The organism is Paraburkholderia sp. HD33-4, assembly GCF_021390635.1.
GTDB lineage: Bacteria > Pseudomonadota > Gammaproteobacteria > Burkholderiales > Burkholderiaceae > Paraburkholderia.
Genome location: NZ_JAJEJS010000002.1, coordinates 1 through 17016 on the forward strand (window position 1 = coordinate 1; position 17016 = coordinate 17016).

Annotated in this window: 17 protein-coding genes; 9 read left to right on the top strand and 8 right to left on the bottom strand. The window is 64.3% G+C overall.

Annotation, left to right across the window (positions count from 1 at the left end; genetic code table 11):
• The coding region (locus L0U84_RS19870; protein WP_233852105.1) for a replication initiation protein at positions 1–1350 on the top strand (1350 nt) is incomplete at its 5' end.
• A gap of 59 nt (positions 1351–1409) precedes the next feature.
• Here L0U84_RS19870 and L0U84_RS19875 read toward each other — a convergent pair.
• A complete protein-coding gene (locus L0U84_RS19875; protein ID WP_233852106.1) occupies positions 1410–2465 on the bottom strand; it encodes a ParB/RepB/Spo0J family partition protein in 1056 nt (351 codons plus the stop codon).
• A 24-nt stretch (positions 2466–2489) separates the two neighbouring features.
• Complete coding sequence (gene parA / locus L0U84_RS19880) at positions 2490–3152, bottom strand: ParA family partition ATPase (RefSeq protein WP_187635418.1); 663 nt, start codon at positions 3150–3152, stop codon at positions 2490–2492.
• A 704-nt stretch (positions 3153–3856) separates the two neighbouring features.
• On the opposite strand from parA, the gene arsC reads away from it, so the two are divergent.
• The gene (arsC, locus tag L0U84_RS19885; RefSeq protein ID WP_233852107.1) at positions 3857–4216 is read left to right on the top strand and encodes an arsenate reductase (glutaredoxin); all 360 of its coding nucleotides are present in this window, start codon (positions 3857–3859) and stop codon (positions 4214–4216) included.
• Between the two features lie 55 nt (positions 4217–4271).
• Here arsC and L0U84_RS19890 read toward each other — a convergent pair whose 3' ends face one another.
• Entirely contained in the window at positions 4272–5255 is a 984-nt protein-coding gene (locus L0U84_RS19890; RefSeq protein ID WP_233852109.1) for a sulfonate ABC transporter substrate-binding protein, read from the bottom strand.
• Between the two features lie 247 nt (positions 5256–5502).
• Between L0U84_RS19890 and L0U84_RS19895 the strand changes: the two genes are divergently transcribed.
• The gene (locus L0U84_RS19895; RefSeq protein WP_233852110.1) at positions 5503–6879 is read left to right on the top strand and encodes a GntT/GntP/DsdX family permease; all 1377 of its coding nucleotides are present in this window, start codon (positions 5503–5505) and stop codon (positions 6877–6879) included.
• A 134-nt stretch (positions 6880–7013) separates the two neighbouring features.
• A complete protein-coding gene (locus L0U84_RS19900; RefSeq protein ID WP_233852112.1) occupies positions 7014–7304 on the top strand; it encodes a DUF1272 domain-containing protein in 291 nt (96 codons plus the stop codon).
• Between the two features lie 51 nt (positions 7305–7355).
• Here L0U84_RS19900 and L0U84_RS19905 read toward each other — a convergent pair whose 3' ends face one another.
• From L0U84_RS19905 to L0U84_RS19915, 3 genes are all read right to left on the bottom strand, one after another.
• Positions 7356–7568, bottom strand: a complete 213-nt coding sequence (locus L0U84_RS19905) for a zf-HC2 domain-containing protein (RefSeq protein WP_211193350.1) — start codon at positions 7566–7568, stop codon at positions 7356–7358.
• The gene (locus tag L0U84_RS19910) at positions 7549–8157 is read right to left on the bottom strand and encodes an RNA polymerase factor sigma-70 (protein WP_233852113.1); all 609 of its coding nucleotides are present in this window, start codon (positions 8155–8157) and stop codon (positions 7549–7551) included. The genes L0U84_RS19905 and L0U84_RS19910 overlap by 20 nt, the downstream gene beginning before the upstream one ends.
• Positions 8158–8461: 304 nt before the next feature.
• Positions 8462–8677 carry a hypothetical protein gene (locus L0U84_RS19915; protein ID WP_233856652.1) on the bottom strand — a complete coding sequence of 72 codons (216 nt, stop codon included), beginning with the start codon at positions 8675–8677 and terminating at the stop codon, positions 8462–8464.
• Between the two features lie 288 nt (positions 8678–8965).
• Between L0U84_RS19915 and L0U84_RS19920 the strand changes: the two genes are divergently transcribed.
• Positions 8966–9520 carry an NADPH-dependent FMN reductase gene (locus L0U84_RS19920; RefSeq protein WP_233852114.1) on the top strand — a complete coding sequence of 185 codons (555 nt, stop codon included), beginning with the start codon at positions 8966–8968 and terminating at the stop codon, positions 9518–9520.
• 167 nt (positions 9521–9687) lie between these two features.
• Here the strand turns inward: L0U84_RS19920 and L0U84_RS19925 are convergent, their stop codons facing one another.
• Both L0U84_RS19925 and L0U84_RS19930 read right to left on the bottom strand, forming a co-directional pair.
• Positions 9688–10866, bottom strand: coding sequence for a hypothetical protein (locus L0U84_RS19925; protein ID WP_233852115.1), 1179 nt, complete (start codon positions 10864–10866; stop codon positions 9688–9690).
• A 235-nt stretch (positions 10867–11101) separates the two neighbouring features.
• Entirely contained in the window at positions 11102–13396 is a 2295-nt protein-coding gene (locus L0U84_RS19930; protein ID WP_233852116.1) for a hybrid sensor histidine kinase/response regulator, read from the bottom strand.
• Between the two features lie 604 nt (positions 13397–14000).
• On the opposite strand from L0U84_RS19930, the gene L0U84_RS19935 reads away from it, so the two are divergent.
• The 4 genes from L0U84_RS19935 (at position 14001) to hpnD (ending at position 17015) form a co-directional block, all read left to right on the top strand.
• Positions 14001–14366, top strand: a complete 366-nt coding sequence (locus L0U84_RS19935; RefSeq protein ID WP_233852117.1) for a response regulator — start codon at positions 14001–14003, stop codon at positions 14364–14366.
• Complete coding sequence (locus tag L0U84_RS19940; protein WP_233852118.1) at positions 14359–14982, top strand: chemotaxis protein CheC; 624 nt, start codon at positions 14359–14361, stop codon at positions 14980–14982. Before L0U84_RS19935 ends, L0U84_RS19940 begins: the two co-directional genes overlap by 8 nt.
• Positions 14979–15929, top strand: coding sequence for a sensor domain-containing diguanylate cyclase (locus L0U84_RS19945; RefSeq protein ID WP_233852119.1), 951 nt, complete (start codon positions 14979–14981; stop codon positions 15927–15929). The genes L0U84_RS19940 and L0U84_RS19945 overlap by 4 nt, the downstream gene beginning before the upstream one ends.
• 237 nt (positions 15930–16166) lie before the next feature.
• Positions 16167–17015, top strand: a complete 849-nt coding sequence (gene hpnD, locus L0U84_RS19950) for a presqualene diphosphate synthase HpnD (protein WP_233852121.1) — start codon at positions 16167–16169, stop codon at positions 17013–17015.
• The last annotated feature ends 1 nt before the right edge of the window (position 17016 follow it).

The window sequence follows — 17016 nt, forward strand, 5'->3', positions numbered from 1 at the left end:
ATGGCCACGAAGCGCGCGAAAAAGACCGATGTTGTCAGCCCGAGCTCGGCTGAACTGCGCAAAGCCGTCGAGGCGATCGCGATCCAGCCGAAGAGCGGCAAGATCACGCTGCTCACGCGCAAGCTGTTTAACGTGTTGCTCGCGGTGGCCCAGCAAGCGGATGAGTCTGGCGACACTTACCGGGCGCTGCTGTCCGACATCGTCGCCAATTCCGCGTTCGATTCCAATGACACCGCGCTCGTCAAGGAGCACCTGCGCCGCATGGTGTCGGTGCAGGTCGAGTGGAGCACCGGCACGTCGAGTCAGAAGCCCGGCCGCAAATGGGGTATTTCGACGCTGATCGCGGACGCGGAAATTCTCGAAGATCCGACCACGCGTCGCGTCTGGGTCGAGTTTTCGTTTGCGCCGAAGATCAAGAAGAAGCTGCTCGATCCGGTTCAGTATGCGCGTCTGAGTCTGCAGTTCCAGAGCCAGCTGCGCAGCAGCGCGGGCCTCGCGCTCTACGAGATCTGCGTGCGCTATCTGACCAACCCGAGCCATCTGACGATGCGCGAGACCTGGGAATGGTGGCGGCCGATCCTGTCGGGCACGCCGGACACCGAAGCCGGCGACGAAGCGAAGCGCGAGTACAAGTATTTCAAGCGCGACTACCTGCGCCCGGCCATCGCCGAGGTCAACGCGGTCACGAACATTTTTGTCGAACTCATCGAACATCGCGAGGGTCGGCGCGTTGCCGAAATCCAGTTTCGCGTGACCGAGCGCAAGCAGCCGATGCTCGCGCTCGACGAACATCCGAACGTGTTCGATAGCACGCTGGTCGACCGGATGGTGAAAATCGGCATTCCGCTCAAGGAAGCACAGACGCTTTACGCGGACAGCGAGGAGAACCGGATCCGCGCCGCTCTGCAGATGACCGAGCAGCGCATGCGCAGCACGTCGCTGCCGCCGGTGCGCAGCGCGCCGGCGCTGTTCAAGGATGCGTTGAAGAAAGGCTATGCTCCGCCCGTGGAGGCCCTACCTGCGGGCGGTGTCGCCAGCAAGGCCGCGGCGTCGCCGGCCGACGATCTGAAGGCGCGTCTGCTCGGCGAATACTCGGCTTACCGTCGCAAGCAGGCCTACGAGTTGTACAACGAACAGGGCGAGTCGGAGCGCGATATCGCGCGGCAGTCGTTCGAGGAAGAAGAATTGCCGGGGCTCGGCACGCACATGCGCGACGACTGGCGGCGTCGCGGGCTCGACTCGAAGATCGTCGAAACGGCGTTCTTCGACTGGCTCGCGCGCAGGACCTGGGGTGAACCCACCGACGGCGATCTGCTCGCCTTTACGCTTAGCCAGTCGCGCGCGGCCTGATGGGTCAATGATGGGCTTTAGCGTCGAGGCGGCGGTGCGCGCGCACTGCCCCTCACGTCTTACTTCAGCATCTTCTCAATCTGCAGCAGGATGTCATCGCGCTTTTCGCGCGTGAGGCCTTTCAGGCGCAACTCGAGCCGGTCGTCCCCGTACGACTTCAGGTCGCCAACCGACACACCGCCGAGCTTGATTTCCAGACGTTGCGCATAGCGTTGCCGGCCCGCCGGTTTGGCGCTCTCCGGCGCAGTCGCTCGGCCTTTGACGATGTCGGCGACCTGACGTGTGCTCAGATCGTCGGAAAGGATCCGATTGATCAGTCGCAGCGTCGCATCCGCGCCGCGAGCCGTGTGATAGCGGCCCACCTGATACGCCATGTTCGAGCCGAAGCGGTCAGGGCGCGCGACCATCTCCTGCATCACGGGTTCCGGGAGCTTGGCGATGGACAGCGCGACTGCAACTGTCGATTCGTCGAGCCCGAGGTGTTCGGCCAGTTCCTTCTGGCTCTGGAAATGCCTCTCGTCGAGAAAGCGTCGCCAGACGATGGCGTTGTCGAACACCGTCTGCGAGTCGCGCTGCACGTTGAGGTCGTAGCCGAGCTTGTAGCTCTGTATGCCGATCGGCAGATCGATGACGATCGCCTTCACCGATTCCTTGTTCGCTTCTTTCAGCGCCCGCACCCGTCGGCCGCCGTCACTGACGAAGTAGGTGCCAGGGTTGTCGTAGTCGGGAATGACGTGAATCGCCTGCTGCTGCCCCTGCTTCGCCAGATTGACGGCGAGTTCCGCAATCGACGACTTCACATAGAAGTACCGTGGATTAAACGGACTCGGCTTGATGGTTTTGAGCGCCAGTTCGATGACCTGTCCGGGACGATAGCCGTGTTCGAGCCGCCACGCGCGGTAGGCCGCTGATTCGTTGTCCGGATCGGGAATCTCGACGTCCTGCAGACGTGACGGCACGACTGCCGGAATCGAACGCCCTGCGATTGCGGGAGTGTTCGCCTCGTTTCTGACCAGGCCGTCGATTGCATTCAGACGGTCGAGCGCGGTGCGCTTTTCGCTGCTAGTCGTGTCAGGGCGTGCTTGAAAACCTTTGGCGAACTGGGACGGTTTCATTCAGGGTCCTTTATGCGCATAAATTCACGGGAGCAAGGCGGCGATCTCGTTCGCGCACGCCCGTACTTCGAGCGCGGCGAGCTTCGCGCCGCGGTCATTCATTTGAAGCACCGTTTGCCCTAACGCCATTGCCTGCTTGTAGGCTTCGCGCGTGGGAATCTGGGTCTTAAGGAGAGGGAAGCCCAGTTCTTCGAGCGCGCGCTTCAGCTCGCGCGTGAGCATCCGTTTCTCTTCCGTCTTGTTGAGCAGGAACACCGCGCGCAGATCTTCGTTCATGACCTGCGCTTGCTGGACCAGCTTGACGAGGCCGATGCTCGACCAGTAATCGGCGGGGGACGAGGAGGTTGGGATCACCGCAACGCTTGCCGCGAGCAGAACGACGCCGGAGACTTTTTCGGTGATGGAGGGCGGGCAGTCGACGACGATGATGTCGTAGTCAGCCACGAACTTCTTGATCTCGCGATGGATCTGGCTGCCTGCTTCGGACAGGTTGACGACGGCGAAGGGAATGCCGGTGTCGCCGTCGGATGCAGCGCTGGCCCAGTGAATAAGGGTGTTTTGGCCATCCGCGTCGACGACGAGAACGCGTTTGCCTTTCTCGTGAAATGCAGCGCCGAGATGCATCGCGATGGTGCTCTTCCCGACCCCGCCTTTCTGCTGTGTTACCGCGATGATTTCTGCCGCCAAATTTCACCTCCTCTTTTTAGACGCAAATGGATTTTACCTGGTTGAATTGCTATTTCAAATGATTTAAGTAAGCGAAATTCGGAAATAGGCCATTCGGCAAAGGGTTTATGCGCATAAAGAGGCATCGGAGGTGGGCCCGGGGTCTTGCGCGAGATGCGAGGAAGCGTCGACTGCCTCGTAAGCGTTGCTGATCGTCTTGCGGAGGGGAAGGGAAAGGAGTCTCTGCTCGCGTACCGCGTGCTCGCGCGTCGGCGAGTGTTCGCGATTCGCGGGATGATCCGCTGTGAAAAGGATCTCGCGCATCTGAACGACCAAAGCGGCGTCAGTCTTTATGCGCATAAAGTTCGCGTGGAAAGTGGCCCGGAAAGAGCATTCGCCATGGACTCGCCCGACTCCGCTTTTCCCCGGACCCGGCGGCAAGCGGCAGGTGTGTCGCCGATGCTTCATCAGCGCGGGCATATAGGTTGTTGTTTGTATTGCGCCCGCGCAAGCGCCGCTGAACCAGGCTGCCAGCATTAAGCGGCTCCCACCCGCCCCGAAGGCAGCGCCGGTTTATGCGCATAAACCGACCCACCCCGCCGACCATTCAAACAGCGCGCATGCCAGGCAGCCATCCGCGCCACGCCATCGAGTCACCCGCTAAAATTCTCACACCCTACAAACGGTCACCATCTCCTTCAACGGCACACGCCCTGAACTCAGCCATGATCACCATCTACCACAACCCCCGCTGCTCCAAATCGCGCGCCACCTGCGAGCTAGTCGCGAACACCTACAACCCCGCAAACGAAGTGACGGAAATCGTCGAATATCTAAAGAAGCCGCTCACCGTCGCAGAGCTCAAGAATCTCAATGCTCAACTTGGCTGTCCTGTCCGCGAAATGATCCGCGACACCGAGGCCGAATATAAAGAACTGAATCTTGCCGACCCGTCGCTGACCGATGCTCAGCTCTATGAAGCATTGGCGAAGCATCCGATTCTGTTGCAACGACCGATCGTCGTCAGAAACGGGCGTGCAGTCATCGGCCGGCCGCCGGAGAATGTCGCCACGCTGTTCGCCTGATCGGGCGACCGTCGGAGTAAAAACGATGCGCGCAATGCAGTCTCGAACTGCGGTGTCAGGCTTTGCCCAACAGCGCGGCATCCTTGGTCACGATCTTCGTCGGGATCAGGTGCAGTTCAGTGAACGTATCCGCAATGCGCTGTTGTTCCGCGAGTACGTTCGCATCGACTGGCTTGTAGATATGCGCGTAATGGCGCAAGCCTGATTCGATCACACTCGCGTCGAGCCCTTGAATCGGCGCGAGTTGTGCTGCGGCCTCGCTGTAATGGCCGCGCACCCACTCCCCTTCTTTGCCGACTTCATCGATCACGATCGCGAGGACGTCGCCGTTGCGTTGCGCGAAGGGCCGCGCGCTCAGGAAGAACTGGTGGTGACTCACGATACCTTCGGCATCGGCGAGTTGCCTCGCATTCGTTTGCCGCTTGGCGGCTTCGAGGAACGGATCCCAGATGGCCCACGCATCGACCGCACCGCGCTCGAAGGCCGCGCGTGCGTCGGCGGGCGGCAGATACACGGGTTGAATCTCGCTGAACTGCACGCCGTTCTTCTGCAACGCGGCGACGAGAAACCAGTGCACATCCGAGCCCTTGTTCAGAGCAATCTTCTTTCCCTTCAGATCGGCCAATGTTCTGATTGGCGCGTCCGGATGCACGAGAATGCCTTCGGCGTGAGGCGTCGGAATTTCATACGCGGTATAGACGAAATTCGCACCAGCGGCCTGCGCGAACACGGGGGGCGCCTCGCCCACATAGCCGAAGTCGATGGCGCCGACGTTCAGCCCTTCCAGCAATTGCGGTCCAGCCGGAAACTCGGTCCATCTGACCGTGACGCCGAGTGGCGCGAGCCGCTTTTCGAGCGTGCCGTGCGCCTTCAGCAAGACCAGGGTGCTCGCGGCTTTCTGATATCCGATGCGAAGTTCTTTCGCATGTTCATCGGCGGCAAATGCGGCGGCGGAGAAGCCGGGCAACGCGGCGGCGGCCAGCGTTGCGCCTACGCCTGCAAGAAACGTACGGCCCGTCAGCAGCGGATCACGGGACATGAGAATACTCGTCGAAAATGAATTTGACGGACGCCAGATAATGGTCCGATTGGCTCCGACGATAATTCGTCTGCCGGCCTGGACGAACCGATAAATTCGCATAAGCAAATCATGCGGGAGTAGCGAAGCATTGGCCCAACGCCCAACCATCCCCTCCCGCTACAATCGACCGGCGAAATAGCGCCCTGCGACCACCCGCTCGCGGCTGCATCGATCGACCGAAAACGAAGAGAGGAAAAAAGCCACCGTGCCTGTAACGACAACACTGACACCGTGGGCCGCCCACGACACCCAACTGATCCTGTCGTGCGCGCTAGGACTCGCACTGATCATCATCTTCATCAGCGTGCTGAAGCTCGCGCCGTTCCTGTCGATCCTGGTCGGCACGTTCGCGGCGGGCTTCGCCGCCGGCCTGCCGCTCGAAGCGGTAGCCAGCGCATTCAGCAAAGGCGCCGGCGCGTTGCTCGGTGACGTCGGCATCATCATCGCGCTGGGCGCGATGCTCGGTGCGTTGATGGCCGAATCGGGTGCCGCCGACCGGCTCGTGTCGACGATCCTGGAGCACTCGACCCCGCGCACGCTGCCATGGATGATGGCCGTCGTCGCGCTGCTCATCGGCCTGCCGCTGTTCTTCGAAGTCGGCCTGGTGATGATGGTGCCGATCATCTTCGTGATGGCGCGTCGCTCACAACAGCCGATTCTGCGCATCGCGATTCCCGCGCTCGCCGGCATGACGACGCTGCATGCGCTGCTGCCGCCGCATCCGGGTCCGCTGATCGCGGTGAGCGCGTTGCACGCCGATCTCGGTTTGACGCTGGGCCTCGGCCTGATCGTCGCGCTTCCTGCGGTGATCCTCGCTGGTCCGCTGTACGGCATCTGGCTGTCGAAACGGATGCACGTGGTCGAGCCCGAAGAAATGGGCAAGCTGTTCACCGCGCATCAGAACGGCACCGAGCCGCCGAGCTTCGCGATCTCTCTGATCACGATCCTGCTGCCCGTCATTCTGATGCTCGGCCGCACGGTCGCGAAGCTGCTGCTTAAGCCCGAAACGTTGCTCTTCGATACGCTGAATTTTCTCGGTGAGCCGCTGATCGCGTTGGGCCTCACCGTGCTGTTCGCGGTGATCGTGCTCGGCTGGTCGCGCGGCATGGCGCGCGAGCGCGTCGGCGGGATTCTGCGCAAAAGCCTGCCGCCGATCGCCGCGCTGTTGCTGACGATCGGCGCGGGCGGCGGCTTGAAGCAGGCGCTCGTCGTCGCGGGCATCAGCACGACGATCGGCAAGATCGCGGTCGGCGCGCATATGCCGTTGATCTTGCTCGCCTGGTTGATCGCCGTCGCGCTGCGTCAGGCCACCGGCTCGGCAACGGTCGCCACGACGACGACGGCCGGTATCGTCGCGCCGGTCGTCGCGGGCCTGAGCACGACGCACAATTCGCTGATGGCGCTCGCGATCGGTGCCGGCTCGGTGTTCTTCTGCCATGTGAACGACGCCGGCTTCTGGATGGTCCGCGAATATTTCGGACTCCAGCTTAAACAGACCGTGCTGGTGTGGTCGGTCTTGCAGACGATCGTATCGGTCGTCGGTCTTGCGTTGACGCTCGTGCTGTGGAGCGCGTTGACGTGAGCACGGCGCGCGCGACAGCCTCACCCGTTCGGGCCGCGGGTTGACACGCGCACACAGGAATACGTACGCAGACCTTCCCGCGACGCCAAGCAGGCAACCCGGGCCTCGCGTCGCCAACGACAGGAGTCACCGCCATGCTCGAATTGCGACCAAGCTGCGAAGGCTGCGGCAAATCACTTCCGCCGAACGCGCCCGACGCGATGATCTGCACCTACGAATGCACGTTCTGCGAGGTCTGCGCGCTGACGAAGCTACGCAACGTGTGTCCGAATTGCGGCGGCAATTTCGCGCCTCGGCCGATTCGCACCCGCGCGCAACTCGCGAAACATCCGGCGCGTGCCGACGCGCATCCTGTCGGCATCGATGAAACTTCGCATGCCCGCTTCTTCGACCGCTATCGCGACGTGCCGCCCGGTGAGCGCTGAACTACTGAGCGGCAAAGCTTGAACAGCCATCCTCTTCCCGCCCCCGACGCCTCACTCGTCGCCGCTCACCGCTCCATCCACGCTTGCCGATCCGCCCGCCACATGCGCGGCGACCCGCAGCAGGCGGATCTGTTTGCGATAGTTCCGGCACCCGCTGCAGGTCGGCAGATGCAGGCGGATCGCGAGCCATTCGCCAGTCGACAGCGAGCGGTCGAGCGCATCGGATAGCAGCCGCGTGATGTCCTTACACTTCCCCATTCGCATCCTCGCTGGATAGGCCTTTTTCGCTCAGGCACGTGCGCAGCCGCAGCCGCGCGCGATAGATAAGCACGCTGCAATGATTCGCGTTGATCTGCAGTTCGGCGCAGATCGCTGCGATGTCGAGGTCGAGAAACTCCCGCATCATGAACACGCGTCCGATGTGCTCGGGTAAATGCTCGAGGCACATCTCGAACAGGGTCCAGAACTGCTGCTGGCGCAGTGCGGTTTCGGGTGTCGGCCACGGACGCGGTTTGCTCTCGCGCGACCAGTGGCCGTTGTCCTTGAAGAGCTCGCGATCGAGCAGCGTCTCGCCGTCGAGTTCGGCTTCGAGCGCCGACAGATTGACCGTGCGCTGGCGCGCGCGCAACGTGTCGACGAGCTTGTGGCGCAGGATGCCGAACACCCAGGTCTTGTGCTCCGACTGCGCGGCGAAACGCGCGGCCTGAGTCCATGCGGCGGTCAGCGCCTCCTGCACGGCGTCCTCGGCGGCCGCGGCATCGCGCAATTGCAGACGGGCGAAGCGCACGAGGTCGCGCCGCAATTGCGCGAGATAGATGGGATCGTCGAGCGAGGGACCGCCTGGCTGCGTCACGGCGGGCTCCGTCGCTGCGCTGCAGGTTGCGCGTGTCGTCCTGAAACGTCGTGATTCATGAGCGGATGGTCGTCCTCGCACGGTCTGTGGATGCGTGCGCCATTCTCCCTCACGTTCCTGTTTCAGCGAATCGGTATTGAACATATGCCCCTTGGCAATCGATAGCCCGAGGAGCTTGGTCGCGCGGCACGGCGGTTTATGACAGTCGAGTTCAATTATTGCGAGCTTTCGCATTCAGCACGATGGGAAAAGGGCGGCGTCAAGCAGCCGCGCCTCTCCACCGCCGAGGGACGACCCGCACATCCTAGCGGCTCGGCGCCTTCCCCCCGCCATCGAGTCCGGCGCCCGTGCGCCACACCTGTTTGCCTTTCTCGGACAACTCGCCGCAGCTATGTGTGGCATCGGCTTCGACGCCGTCGACGGCCATCTCGCCGCCCGCCGGCTCCTGCGCGCGTTGCCGGGTCTTCTTGCGCGCGGCGAGCGCTTCGTCGTGGGATTTTCCTGCGTAGTCGAGACTCATGATCCGGTCCTCCAGAATGTCGATCGTGTCCCATTGCCTCAGTTCGGGCGGGCCCGAAGGCATGCTTGATTGACAAGGCAAAAGTTCCACTTATCCACAAGGTTATTCAGCGAATCTGTGGATAACTTTTCGAGCAGCGAGGTTATCCACCGATACCCGTCGCAAGAACCCTTCCTGTTACGCTATCGCCTCGCCAAATCCGCCAGCGCCCAGGCGTTTCGCGCGGCTTTTGCCTATGATGGACACTCCGTACTTTGCGCGTCGAGCGCCTTACCTGAGGAAGCGAACATGGCCTATCACATTGCAGTGGTCGTCGGCAGCCTGCGGCGAGACTCGTTCAATCGACACCTGGCTCAGGCGGTGATTTCCCTCGCTCCGGCCGATTTCACCTTCGAATACATCGATATCGGTTCCTTGCCGCTGTACTCCCAGGACTACGACGCCGACTATCCCGAAGCCGGCAAGAAGCTCAAGGAGCGCGTGCAAGCCGCGGACGGTCTGCTGTTCGTGACGCCCGAATACAACCGCTCGATACCGGGCGTGCTGAAAAACGCGCTCGACTGGGGCTCGCGGCCGTGGGGCACGAATTCGTGGGGCAACAAACCCGGCGCGGTGCTCGGCACCTCGGTCGGCGCGACCGGCAGCGCGCTCGCTCAGCAGCATCTGCGCAACGTGCTCGCCTATCTCGACGTCGCGACGATGGGACAGCCCGAGGTGTTCATCAAGCACGATCCGTCGGTGATCAACGAAAAAGGCGAGATCGTCAACGACGGCACGCGCAAGTTCCTGCAGACGTTCATGGACCGCTACGTCACGTGGGTCAAGCGGCACGGAGCGGTGTAGCCGGGCCCCGGTCCCGCTGACCGGCGCCCTGACCATCCGCCGACGCAACGACGCAAAACGACAAGGCGCGCGCCGCGTGAGGCGGCCGCGCCCGTTTCGCCCGGCGCGACGCCAGCGCGAGATGCACTGGCGGCAACGCCGAATCCGGCCAGACCGGCCGGCCTCGACTACACGTGATGATGCCCGGTCACGCGTTCCCACCCATGACGCACCGCGAGCTTGAAGCGCTCCCACGTGCTGTCCGGCGACGTGGTTTCCCAATGGCGGCGTGCTTCGGGCTCGATCTCTTCCCACGGACGATCGCGGAATCGCGCGTCCCGACCGATTTCCGCGCCGTAGCGATAGGCCGGCACATAGTCTTCGTAGCGCGCGTTCGCGGCCGCGTACTGCTCGTCGTAGTGCGTGCGGAAATCTTCTTCGTACTCCAGATATTCGTTCGGCATCTGGGCGCCGGGACCGGTGCCCGGCTGTCCGCCTTCGGGGACGATGTCGGACGGCTGCATCACCGCGCCCGAACCCGGCACGGAGCCGGCGGCGATCGCGCCGCGTCCCGCATCGCCGGCGAGCGGATCTACGATGGGTTCGTTGAGCGGATCGTTGATCGGCCGTTCGCTGATCGGCGGCACCGCGAACGGCTCGGCGCTAATGCCGATGCCGACCGGCGGCACCGCGCTCAGCGGATCGGCTGGCGGTGTGGCGCGGGGTTGCATGGTGTCGGCCGCGTTCGTACCGCTCACCGAAGTGGCGCCCGTCGCGCCGGCAATGCCTGTCGATTCCGTCACGCCGGCGGCACCCGCCGCACCCACCGCGCCGCGGCTCGAACTCACGCCCGCAGCCCCCGGTGTCGCAGCGGTGTCCCGCATCCCCGGCCTCGCGCCCGCCTCGGTCGTCACGCTCGACGTGCGGGGCGTGCCCGGCATCACCGCGCCGATGCCCAGCTCATCGAGCACCGAGTGGTCGCGCCCGGTTCCGACCGGCACTTCCGCTTCGGGCAGGCGGTCACCGATATCGGTCGCGCCGAGCCGTACCAGCGTATTGCGCGCCAGCTCCGCATGCGACTGGCTCGCCGCATGGACGCACAGGAGCACCGCGCCGCGCCGCATCGCCTCGGCATAGCGCTCGGTGTCCGACGGGCGCGGGCCGGTCGAAAACAGGCTGGCGAGAAAGCGCTCGATATTCGCGAGCACGCCCGCGTTGGCGACTTCGCCAGTGGCCGAGCCTACCGATGGTTCGGCGTTCGCCTGTAACTCGATCGTCTCGCGCGCAAAGCCGGTTTGCACGAGCGTGTCGCGGGCGGTTTCAGCCTGCATGTAAGTGTCGAATAAACCAATCACGGTATGTTGCATGGTTGTCTCCCGACATGTTCTGCTGGACCGGGCGGCGCCCGAGGCGTCGTCCCCTTGCTGTCCTCGGGCACGCAACCTTCATGCCCTCGCACCACCGCGCGGCGGTGCCGCGTCCCACCCGCGGCCGCGCTGCCCGGCGCGCTACGCGTTACGCGGGCTGATGATGCAAAAGCGCGGCGTATCACGGCCGCGCTTTTTACAAGGTCTGGTAAATGACGCCGGGATGACGCCGAGCTCAGGTATCGGCCGGATGCGCGGCCGCGTCGGCGCTCGTTCGCAGCGCGTCGTGCTGGATCGATTCGAGCAGCTGCTCGAGCAGTCCGATATCGAATGGCTTGGACAGCACGCGCACGTTCACGTGCCGCGCGCGGTCGAGCTCTTCCGCGTAGCCGGTGACCAGAATGACCGGCAGCCGAGGGTCGAACCTGAGCACCGCTTCGGCCAGGTCGATACCGTTCATCTTGCCCGGCATGTGAATGTCCGACAGCACCAGATCGAACGGCAGCGGCTCGCCGGTTCCCGCACGCGTCGCGCGGGCGTCGTCGAGCACGCGCAGCGCCGTGTCGGCGTTGAATACGCAGGTGACCTGGTGCCCCATCATCTGCAGCAGCGCCTCGGTGCCGGCGGCAACTTCTTCGTTGTCCTCGACCAGCAGCACGCGCAGACCCTGCGGCCCGCCGCTGTCGGGTGCGAGCGCTTCGGCCGGTCCGGACGTCTGCGGCGCGCTCGACGCGCGCGGCAGATAGAGCCGCACCGAGGTGCCCGCGCCGATCGCGCTGTCGATGGCCGCGAGCCCGCCCGAGCCCTCGCAGAACGCGAAGACCTGCGGCAGCCCGAGTCCCGTGCCCATGCCTTTGGGCTTGGTCGTGAAAAGCGGCTCGAACGCGCGCGCGAGCACGTCGGGCGCCATGCCGGCGCCGGTGTCTTCGAGCGACAGTTGCACGAACTCGCCGGTCAGCGGAAAGCCGTCCTCGTGACGGAACACGACGTTGCTCGCGCGCACCGTGAAGCGCCCGCCGTTGGCCATCGCATCGCGCGCATTGACGGCGACGTTGATCAGCGCGAGTTCGAGCTCGGCGACATCGACGCGCACCGGCCAGGTATCGACGCCGCTATCGACCACGAGCGACACCTTCGCGCCGAGCGACGCGCGCAGCAACTCGCGGCACGACGGCAACCAGCGTGCGAGCGACAGCGTCTCGGTGCGCAGCGGCTGCTTGCGAGCGACGCCGAGCAGCTGCCGCGTCAGCGACTGGCCGCTCTTCAACGCACGCTCCATCGCCGACATTTCGCGCTCCAGACCGCCGATGCCGCGCCGCCGCATGATCTGCACGTTGGCCGACAGGATCATCAGCAGGTTGTTGAAGTCGTGCGCGACGCTGCCGACCAGCGTGCCGAGCGCTTCCATCTTGCGCGACTGGCGGTACGCGGATTCGATCGAGCGGCGCATCGAGGCCTCGGCCTGCCAGCGCCGCCACGCTTCCTGTTCGGCGCCGAGGCGGCGCAGCGACAGCCAGATCACGCACCACAGCGCGATCGACGGCGTGAACATCGACAGGATCAGCACGCTCAGGTGCCTGTACCAGCCAGCCCAGATCGCCGACGTGCGATAGCCGCACAGCACGTAGACCGGATACGAGCCGACGTGCCGGAACGCGACGATCACGTCGCCCTCGGCAAAGCTCGAGTGCATCCGCACGACGCCGGAGCGCTGCCCCTGCTGGACCGCCTGGGCGAACGGCGAATCGGCCGCGAGCGCGGTCGGCTCGCGCGGGCCGCGCGGGTAATACGCGAGCACCGCGCCGTCGGTACGCACGAGGCTCAGGATGATCGGCGTGTCGTCGCTGTTGCCGAGCAGCTCGCGATAGAACGCGTCGAAATAGCTGGGCCGCAGCGCAATCGACACGACGCCCGCGAACGAGCCATTGGGCGCCTGACGCTCGACGCCCATGTTGAAAACCTGCTCGCCGCTGACGTGCCCCGTCATCACCTTCGACACCTGTTCGAGCACGTTGCCGTCGCGGATGCCGACGAAATCGTCACGCTCGCCGATCGAAATCTCCGGCGACGGATACAGGCGGCTGCTCGCGAGCAGCGCGCCCTGCTGGCCGAAGATCGACACCGAGGCCACCTGCGGATAGCCGCCGCCCAGCGTGCGCAGCTTGTCGTGAATCGTGTGTTCGCGCGCGCGGACGCCGTCGTCGTCGAGGCCCTCGGCCAGATCGACGATGCGCGAGTTCAGGGTCTCGTTCATGTCGAACACCTTCAACGCGTGTTCCTCGGCGACCCGCACCGTGCGCAGCGCCAGATCGGTCGCGTCGGCCTCGCGCGAGCGCAGATCGCTAAATGCCATCGCCGCGACGTAGACGAACGGCAGCACGATCGCCGCGACCAGCAGTGCGATCAGCGTGATGCGACGCACCTGGAAATTCTGTTCCGGCACGGCGGGAAACGACGCGTCGTCCTGCTCGGGGGCAGGACGACGCGAAAGGCGGCCCGCGCGCGCGGAGTCGACCCGGTCTGATGTCATTGTCGTTGACGCGAAAAGTCGTTCGAATCTGGCAGCCCCGTATCGGGCCGTTGCCGGCGCCATGCCGCCTTCAGAACAAGCATAGACGCAGCGCGGGAAAAATTGCCGCAAAGCGAGGGGGTCGGGCGTCCGCCGTGGCGGCCGCTCTTTAAGAGCGGCTTTAAAACAGCGACGAATCGGGAAGCGCAAACGTACACAAAAGTATAAACATGAAACAATGTTAGTTCAGACGATAGAACTATTTCTGAAATTAGCCTAGCATAGAAACAGATCGTTACCGTCAGCGATTCTGGCGAGTTGCTTTTGCGCGGCTTTGCTTCGACAATTCTCGCCACGATAAAAGGGCCGTTGTCATACCTGCGCGCCGGATCATCCAGGTCTGTCAAACGCGTCCTGCTGCATTCGCACCCCTCTCGTCAAAGGCAATTGCAATTCGACAGGCGCCACCGTACCTGAGCGCGCGTCGATGGGCGGCTCGCGAAGGCGCGCCGCCATCCGCTGTCGGGACGAACGGAAAACGCAAACAACCAGGTGCGCAAAACGCGCAGACGAACGAGCCGATTCCTTTATCCGAGCTGCCCAAACTCCCCGACCCGCCGTTGCCATGCTGCCCATTGTGATCGCCGACGATTCGCTGCTCGCCCGCAAGTTGCTCACGAAAGCACTGCCGCCGGACTGGGCCGTCGAGGTGTCCTACGCGACGAACGGGCGCGAGGCGCTCACGCTGTATCGCGAGGGCAAGGCATCGGTGATGTTCCTCGATCTGACGATGCCGGACATGACCGGCTACCAGGTCCTCGAAGCGTTGCAGCACGAGGACCTCAATACCTTCGTGATCGTCGTTTCCGCCGACGTGCAGCCGCTCGCCCAGACGCGCGTGCGCGAGCTCGGCGCGATTGCGTTCATCGCCAAGCCGGTGACGCCGGAGGCGGTCCTGCCCATCCTCAAGGAGTACGGCTTGTATGTCTGAGCCCGCCTTCACCGAAGACCAGCGCGACGCGCTGCAGGAAATCGCCAATCTCGCGATGGGCCGGGCAGCGACGCGGCTCGCGGCGCTGCTCGATGCGTTTATCGAGCTGTCGGTGCCGCGCGTGCGGATGGTCGCGGTGAGCGACGCGGCGCGCACGCTGCGCGAGATGACCCACATCGACGACACGGTCAGCGCGGTGCGTCAGGGCTTTCGCTCGGACATCAAGGGCGAGGTGCTGGTGATCTGTCGCAGCGACAGCATCGCGCAGCTGTGTTCGCTGGTGAGTGACCCATACGCGCGCTCGAGCTACGAGGCGGTCAGCGAGCGCGAACTGATGCTCGACGTGGCGAACCTGCTGTCGGGCGCTTGCGTGTCGTCGATACTCGACCAGCTCGGCCGCACGCCGGTGTTTTCCGCGCCGGGCATGCTCGGCGAGATGCTGACGCTCGACCAGGTGTTTCAGCCCGGCGTGCTGCAATGGCAGGTGGCGCTCCTCGTCGAAGTGAACTTCGCGCTCGAACATCAGAGTTTTCGCGCGCATCTGGTGATGCTGATGGCCGAAGACTCAATCCGTCACATGAACGAAGCGCTCGACGCGCTGCTGTCCAGTCTATGAACGTCTCCGTGGAATCGTTGAGCGACCTCGTGGTCGAGCGGGTCGGTTTTGGCATCTTCGTGCTCGACCGCGAACTGAACGTGCTGATGTGGAATCGCTTCATGCAGGACCATAGCGGCCTGTCGGCGGAGCAGGTGGTCGGCCGTTCGATCTATGAGAACTTTCCGGAGCTGCCGCGCGTGTGGCTGTCGCGCAAGATCGAGAGCGTGTTCCAGCTCGGCAGCTTCGCGTTCAGTTCGTGGGAGCAGCGTCCGTATCTGTTCAAGTTCGATCACGACCGGCCGATCACGGGCGGCGTCGACTTCATGCAGCAGGACTGCACGTTCATGCCGCTGATGCGCGGTCGCGAAGTGGTGGCCGTGTGCGTGACGATCTCCGACGTCACGCATGTGAGCATCGTGCAGCGTGAACGCGAGGAGGCGGTGGCGAAGCTGCAGGAGTACGCGAATCGCGACGGGCTGACCGGCATCGCGAACCGGCGCTTCTTCGAAGCGCGGCTGCGCGACGAGTTCACGCGCTGGCAGCGCTACGGCGGCGACATGTCGATGCTGCTGTTCGACCTCGATCACTTCAAGAAGATCAACGACCAGTTCGGTCACGGCGTCGGCGATACGGTGCTGCGCGTGATGGCGCAGCGCGTCGCCGGCGTGGTTCGCGCGCAGGACACGTTCGGGCGCTTCGGCGGCGAGGAGTTCGCACTGCTGCTGCCGTGCACGCCGCTCGACGACGCGATGCTGGTCGCGGAGAAGATTCGTCGCGTGATCGAGGAAACGCCGGTCGAGCTGATCGGCACCAGCGTGCCGGTCACGGCGAGCTTGGGCGGCGCGTCGGCGCGCGAGGGCGTGCCCGCCTACGACGTCCTGATCAACGAGGCCGACGCGGCGCTGTATAGCGCCAAGCGCCAGGGCCGCAACTGCGCGGTCGCGTTCCGCCTCGCGGGGGCCTGATCCGCTAGCGGTGGCGGCGCTGTCGAGCCCGCCGCGCCGCGCCCGGCGGCCTTCCTTCCCGTATCCCCATCGACCGGCGAAACTGCGGTCACCGGCAAAGATTGCTATACTTTTCGCCGTTTCCGGCCACCTGGCCGGATGTGTCGCGCGTGTCCGCGCGCGCGGGCCAATGCCCTGCGGGTCGGCATAAAAACCTCTTTGATCGCCTTTCAGCGGGCGCCTCCAGCGGAGATCGTCTTGGCTGTTTCCAATCTTGTCGTGGACGATACTGAAATCGACGCCGCTGCCGCCACGTCCGGCAGCTCGTTTTATCTCGCGATGCGCATCCTGCCGGCGGCGCAGCGCGATGCGATGTATCAGGTCTACGCCTTCTGCCGCGCGGTCGACGACATCGCCGACAGCGACCTGCCGCGCGCCGAACGCGCGGCCGGGCTCGAGCAGTGGCGCGCCGACATCGACGCGTGCTACACCGGCCAGCCGCGCGCGTCGTTGCGCGCGCTGACGCGGCACATTCACACGTTTCATCTGCAACGCGAGGATTTCCACGCGATGATCGACGGCATGGCGATGGACGCCGCCGCCGACATCTGCGCGCCCGACGACGCCACGCTCGACCTCTATTGCGACCGCGTCGCGAGCGCGGCCGGCCGTCTGTCGGTGAGGATATTCGGGATGCGCGACGAGCCGGGCCGGCTGCTCGCGCACCATCTCGGCCGCGCGCTGCAGCTCACCAACATCCTGCGTGATATCGACGAAGACGCCGACATTAACCGCTGCTATCTGCCGCGCGAGTTGCTGGCGCGCGAAGGCATCGCGACCACGGACCCGCGGCAGATCGCCGACGATCCGTCGCTGCCGCGCATCTGCGCGACGCTCGCCGAGCGCGCGAAGCGGCACTTCGCCGAGTCCGACGCGATCATGGATCGCGAGCCGCGCGCTCAGGTGCGCGCGCCGCGCATCATGTCGGGCGTCTATCGCGTGCTGCTCGAGCGCACGCTGGAGCGCGGCTTCGACGTTCCGCGCACGAAGGTCAGCAAGCCGAAGCTGCGCCTGCTGTGGATCGTCGCGCGTTACGCGCTTTTCTGAG